The organism is Bradyrhizobium sp. (genome assembly GCF_049798375.1).
Classification (GTDB): domain Bacteria; phylum Pseudomonadota; class Alphaproteobacteria; order Rhizobiales; family Xanthobacteraceae; genus Bradyrhizobium.
The window spans coordinates 1-5819 of record NZ_JBARGP010000343.1 but is presented as its reverse complement, the minus strand read 5'-3'; the positions used below and the strand labels follow the sequence as shown (position 1 = coordinate 5819).

Sequence of the window (5819 nt, the reverse complement as noted above, 5' to 3'; positions counted from 1 at the left end):
TTGCCCTCGCGCACGTCCATCGACATCCGCACGATCGGGTCGTCCTGCGCCTGGCGATGCACCTCGGTGAGCATCGCGTCGGGCTCCTGCTCGGTGAAGAAGCCGCCGCCCTGGATCGGCGGCAATTGCGCGGGATCGCCGAGCACCAGCAGCGGACAGTCGAAGGAGAGCAGGTCCTGGCCGAGACCGGCGTCGACCATCGAGCATTCGTCGACGATGATCAGCTTGGCCTTGGAGGCCGGCGCATCGTCCCACAGTTCGAAATTCGGCTGCTCCTCGCCGCTCTCGCGGGCGCGGTAGATCAGCGAATGAATCGTGGAGGCGTTGTCGCAGCCCTTGTTGCGCATCACCAGCGCAGCCTTGCCGGTGAAGGCCGCGAATTTGACCTCGCCGTCGACGCCTTCCGCGATGTGGCGGGCCAGCGTGGTCTTGCCAGTTCCGGCATAGCCGAACAGACGGAAGACCGGCGGTGTGCCGCTGGTGCCGGGCTTGGCTTTCAGCCAGTCGCCGACGGCCTTGAGGGCGGAATCCTGGTGGGGCGTGAAGGTGGGCATCCGGTTTTTCTGGGAGGTGACCGCCAAAGGACGAGTCGTGACCGGGTGAACCTAAGGGTTGTTTCGGGGAGATCAAGCCGGAAGGGGCGAGGCAGCGGGACTTCCGGAGGGCGGGCAAAGCGAAGCGTGCCCACCACCGACTTGTCGGCTGGAACGGGTGGGCACGGCGCATCGCGCCTTTGCCCACCCTACGCAGCTACGCAGCGTCGGATGTGAACCTACTGCCACCCCGGCACGCCGCGCATGTCGGGCAGATGGTGGGCAATGCCCTTGTGGCAATCGATGCAGGTTTTCTCACCAGTGAACAGGAAGCGCTGGTGCGCATCGGCGGCGCGCGGCGACTGCTTGGTGATGTCCATCGACTGCGCGCTGTGGCAGTTGCGGCATTCCAGCGAATCATTGGCCTTGAAGCGGGCCCACTCATGCTCCGCCAGTTCGAGGCGGTGATCGGTGAATTTCTCGCGGGTGTTGATCGAGCCGAACAAATGGCCCCAGACCTCTTTCGAGGCCTGCATCTTGCGGGCGATCTTGTCGGTCCAGTTATGAGGCACATGACAGTCCGGGCAGCTGGCGCGCACGCCGGAGCGGTTGGTGAAATGGACGGTCGATTTCAGTTCGTCGAACACGTTGTCGCGCATCTCGTGGCAGGAGGTGCAGAATTTTTCTGTGTTGGTGAGCTCGAGCGCGGTGTTGAAGCCGCCCCAGAAGATGATGCCGGCGACGAAGCCCGCCAGCACCAGCACGCCGAGTCCGAATATCGAACTCGGGCGGATCAGCACGTCGATCAATTCGAGTAGGAAGTTCCAAGCGCGGTAGAGCAGGCCGGGCCGCTTGTCGGGGACGGGCGCCGGCGCACCGGTTTCGGTCGTGCTGCTCATCGGTGGCTACCCGGCTTTTCGCGCGAAAGCATGCTGTCGATGTCGACGAAATCGTTGCCGACCGGCGGATTGGCCGCGTTCTGCGGCACGTGACACTCGGTGCAGAAGTAGCGACGCGGCGACACGAAGGCCAGGAACTGGCCCTCGCGATCCATGAAATGCGTGATCGAGATCATCGGCGCCTGCGACTCCGCAATGCGGGCACGGGCATGGCAGGACAGGCATTTGTTGCTGTTGAGGTCGATCTGGTAGTTGTCGATCGTATGCGGAATCACCGGCGGCTGCTCGGGATAATTGCGTACCTCCCGGTCGGCTGTGTTCTTGTTCGGTAGCATCGGCGGCGCTGGGCCTTCCTCGTTGAGCGGCGTCGGTCCGCGCAGGCCGGAGCTGACGGTCTCCGCAAGCAGCGCCGATGAACCGGCCGCCAGCATGGCTGCAAGCCACATCATCATGAGCTTCCTGAACATGATCGTCACACCCGCTCGATGCGCACGGCGCATTTCTTGAAATCAGTCTGCAGCGAAATCGGATCGGTGGCGTCGAGCGTCACTTTGTTGATCAGTTTGGATTCGTCGAACCAGGGCACGAAGACCAGCCCGCGCGGTGGCTTGTTGCGGCCGCGAGTCTCGACGCGAACACGGATGAAGCCGCGGCGGGAGACCACTTTCACCTCATCACCGCGCCGAAGCTTTGCCTCTTGCGCGTCGTCGGGATGCATGAAGCAGACGGCTTCAGGAAATGCCCGGTAGAGCTCCGGCACGCGGCGCGTCATGGTGCCGGAGTGCCAATGTTCGAGCACGCGGCCCGTCGACAGCCAGAACGGATAGTCCTTGTCGGGTGATTCCGCCGGCGGCTCGTAGGGCAGGGCGAAGATACGCGCCTTGCCGTCCGGGAAGCCATAGAACTGCACGCCCGTGCCGGCCTTGACGTAGGGGTCCGAGCCCTCGCGAAAGCGCCAGCGCGTCTCCTGGCCGTTGACAACCGGCCAGCGCAGGCCGCGCTCGTGGTGATAGCTGTCGAACGGCGCGAGGTCATGGCCGTGGCCGCGACCGAACGAAGCGTATTCCTCGAACAGGCCCTTCTGAACGTAGAAGCCGAACGCCTTCGACTCGTCGTTCGCGTAGCCCTCCTCGATCTGGTCGGTGCCGAACTTGTCGACCTGGCCGTTGCGATAGAGCACGTCGAACATCGTCTTGCCGCGCACCTCCGGCTGCTTCGCGATCAGTTCCTCCGGCCACACTTCCTCGATCTTGAAGCGTTTGGCGAACTCCATCAGCTGCCAGAGATCGGAGCGCGACTCGCCCGGCGCCGTCACAAGTTGGTGCCAGAACTGGGTGCGGCGCTCGGCATTGCCATAGGCGCCTTCCTTCTCGACCCACATTGCGGTCGGGAGGATGAGGTCGGCGGCGAGCGCGGTGACGGAGGGATAAGCGTCGGAGACGACGATGAAATTATCCGGGTTCCGGAAGCCCGGATAGGTCTCCTCGTTGATGTTGGGACCAGCCTGCAGATTGTTGTTGACCTGCACCCAATAGGCGTTGAGCAGGCCGTCCTTCAGCATCCGGCTCTGCAGCACAGCATGATAGCCGGGCTTGTCGGGAATCGTGCCCTCGGGCAGCTTCCAGATGTGCTCTGCCTTGGCACGGTGCTCCTTGTTGGTGACCACCATGTCCGCCGGCAGGCGGTGCGAGAAGGTGCCGACCTCGCGCGCGGTGCCGCAGGCCGAGGGCTGGCCGGTCAGCGAGAACGGGCTGTTGCCGGCTTCGGCAATCTTTCCGGTCAGCAGATGGATGTTGTAGACGAGGTTGTTGCACCAGACGCCGCGGGTGTGCTGGTTGAAGCCCATGGTCCAGAACGAGACCACCTTGGTCTTCGGTTCCGCGTAAAGCTCGGCGAGCGCCTGCAGCCGGTTGAGCGGCACACCCGACATCTCGGCGGCCTTCTCCAAGGTGTAATCGGCGACGAATTTTGCATACTCGTCGAAGCTGATGTCGGTGGCGTCATTGGCGTTGCCACGGCCGGTCGCGACCTTTTCCAGCGGATGCTCGGGGCGCAGGCCGTAACCGATATTGGTCTGGCCGCGCTTGAACACGGTATGCGCGTTGACGAAGTCTTTGTTGACGCGCCCCGTCTTGATGATGTGGTTGGCGATCGCGTTGAGGATGTAGAGATCGCTGTGCGGCTTGAACACCATGCCGATGTCGGCTAGGTCGAAGGAGCGGTGCTCGAAGGTCGAGAGCAGAGCGACTTTGACATGCGGAGCCGACAGCCTGCGGTCGGTCACCCGCGTCCACAGGATCGGATGCATCTCGGCCATGTTCGAGCCCCACAGTACGAACGCATCGGTGGCCTCGATATCGTCGTAGCAGCCGGCGGGCTCGTCGATGCCGAAGGTGCGCATCATGCCGGCCACGGCCGAGGCCATGCAGTGCCGCGCATTGGGATCGATGTTGTTGGAGCGGAAGCCGGCCTTGAACAGCTTGACCGCGGCATAGCCCTCAAAGACCGTCCACTGGCCCGAGCCGAACATGCCGACGCCGGCGGGGCCGCGCTTCTTCAGCGCATCCTTGAACTTCACGGCCATGATGTCGAAGGCCTCGTCCCAGGACACCGGCGTGAACTCGCCTTCCTTGTCGTACTTGCCGTTGGTCTTGCGAAGCATCGGATGGGTGAGGCGATCGTGGCCGTACATGATCTTGGAGAGAAAATAGCCCTTGACGCAATTGAGCCCGCGATTGACCTCGGCCTTGATGTCGCCATGGGTGGCGACCACGCGATTGTCCTTGGTCGCGACCATCACGCTGCAGCCGGTACCGCAGAAGCGGCAGGCCGCCTTGTTCCACTGCAATTCGCTGGCGGCGCGCTCGGTGACGAGGTTGGCGGCAAGCGACGGCGCGGGCATGCCGGCAGCCGCTGCGGCAATCGCGGCGGCCTCGAGCTTGAGCATCTCGCGGCGGTTGATCTTGGTGTCGGTCATGAACGGTCTCTGCTGAGTTGACGGAGCGTCAGCCGGCGTCGATGGCATGGAAGACGAGGCAGGCTGTGTGGACATGCCGCAGCGATGCAATGTCGTTCATGATGCTGCCGAGCGCGCCGGCATCGGGCGCGTCGACCACGACGATCAGCTTGCCGCGCGCATCGCGGCCATGGATCTCGCAGCCGGCGAAGGCGAGAATGTCGGCCTCGACGGTGTCGAGATGCGCAGGGTTTGCCTGCACCACGATGCTTGCGATCTCGCCGCCGGGCGGCGCTATCACGCGCTCCGCGCTTAGCACACGCCCCGTGATCAGGGTGCGACGGTTGATGGTCTGGGTCAATTCAGTCATTCCTGCTGCGAGCGGATCAATGCGCCGCGGGTGGCCCGGGTGGCCCCGCGATCATCTGGTAGACCCACACGGCGAGCCCATAGCTGCCGACCGTCGCAACCGCGAGGGCCGGCATCACCACTGCAGTCAGGAGCAGGAACGCGAAGATTTCCATGCGCTTGCGGCGCGGACGTCCACGCATGTCGTCACCGAGGGCCGACATGTTCGGTCTCTTTCGGATTTTGGATCGGATTTGGGAGAGCATGACGGCATCCGGGCCGTCGCCTGATTACAGCATAGGAATCCCGCAACGCCGCGCCTTGACTTAAATCAATGAGCCCGCCACCGCGCATCCCAAATCGCGCCGTACGGAAAATGGAGCGTCTGATGGCGCGTCGCGTCGCCGGATCCGGCGTAGACAGCCCGCGAACGGTACTCCACTATGTTGCAAACAACATCAGCGGGGAGAGAGACGTCATGAAGTTTGGCATCTTCTACGAGCTGCAACTGCCGCGTCCGTGGCAAGCGGGCGACGAGCTCAGGCTCTACCAGGACGCACTGACTCAGCTCGAGACCGCCGACCGGCTCGGCTATCACTACGCCTGGGTGGTCGAGCACCATTTTCTCGAAGAATATTCGCATTCGCCGGCGCCCGAGGCTTTCCTCGCCGCCGCCAGCCAGCGCACGAAAGACATCCGGCTCGGCCACGGCATCTTCCAGCTCACCACCAACCATCCGGCGCGCGTCGCCGAACGTATCGCGGTGCTCGATCTGCTCTCGCGCGGCCGCTGCGAGTTCGGCATGGGCGAAAGCGCGTCCATCACCGAGCTGACGCCGTTCGGCCGTGACATGGAGACCAAGCGCGAGGTGTTCGAGGAGGCGGTCCAGGCGATCTTCCCGATGTTCACCAAGGTCGGCACCGAGCATCATGGCAAGTATTTCGACATTCCCCTGCGTAACGTGGTGCCGAAGCCGGTGCAGAAACCGCATCCGCCGCTGTGGATGGCGTGCTCGCAATTGCCGACCATCGAACGCGCGGGCCAGAGCGGTTTCGGTGCCCTCGGCTTCCAGTTCGTCAGCGC

General features: G+C 63.6%; 7 protein-coding genes. 1 reads left to right on the top strand and 6 read right to left on the bottom strand.

The genetic code is table 11. The annotated features are described in order from the left end of the window. From WA702_RS14485 to napE, 6 genes are all read right to left on the bottom strand, one after another. Window positions 1-554, bottom strand: a 554-nt coding sequence (locus WA702_RS14485) for an ATP-dependent DNA helicase (RefSeq protein WP_425111221.1), incomplete at its 3' end; no start/stop codon positions are given. 218 nt (window positions 555-772) lie between these two features. After that, on the bottom strand, window positions 773-1432 hold the full coding sequence (locus WA702_RS14480; RefSeq protein ID WP_425111220.1) for a NapC/NirT family cytochrome c: 660 nt from the start codon (window positions 1430-1432) through the stop codon (window positions 773-775). Then, complete coding sequence (locus WA702_RS14475) at window positions 1429-1881, bottom strand: nitrate reductase cytochrome c-type subunit (RefSeq protein ID WP_425111222.1); 453 nt, start codon at window positions 1879-1881, stop codon at window positions 1429-1431. The genes WA702_RS14480 and WA702_RS14475 overlap by 4 nt, the downstream gene beginning before the upstream one ends. Before the next feature lie 23 nt (window positions 1882-1904). Further along, window positions 1905-4409, bottom strand: coding sequence for a nitrate reductase catalytic subunit NapA (napA, locus tag WA702_RS14470; RefSeq protein ID WP_425111219.1), 2505 nt, complete (start codon window positions 4407-4409; stop codon window positions 1905-1907). Between the two features lie 28 nt (window positions 4410-4437). Continuing rightward, the gene (locus WA702_RS14465; protein ID WP_425111218.1) at window positions 4438-4758 is read right to left on the bottom strand and encodes a chaperone NapD; all 321 of its coding nucleotides are present in this window, start codon (window positions 4756-4758) and stop codon (window positions 4438-4440) included. A 16-nt stretch (window positions 4759-4774) separates the two neighbouring features. Further along, the gene (gene napE / locus WA702_RS14460; protein WP_425111217.1) at window positions 4775-4960 is read right to left on the bottom strand and encodes a periplasmic nitrate reductase, NapE protein; all 186 of its coding nucleotides are present in this window, start codon (window positions 4958-4960) and stop codon (window positions 4775-4777) included. A gap of 254 nt (window positions 4961-5214) precedes the next feature. Between napE and WA702_RS14455 the strand changes: the two genes are divergently transcribed. Then, window positions 5215-5819: LLM class flavin-dependent oxidoreductase (locus WA702_RS14455; protein WP_425111216.1), on the top strand; the 605-nt coding region annotated here is incomplete at its 3' end.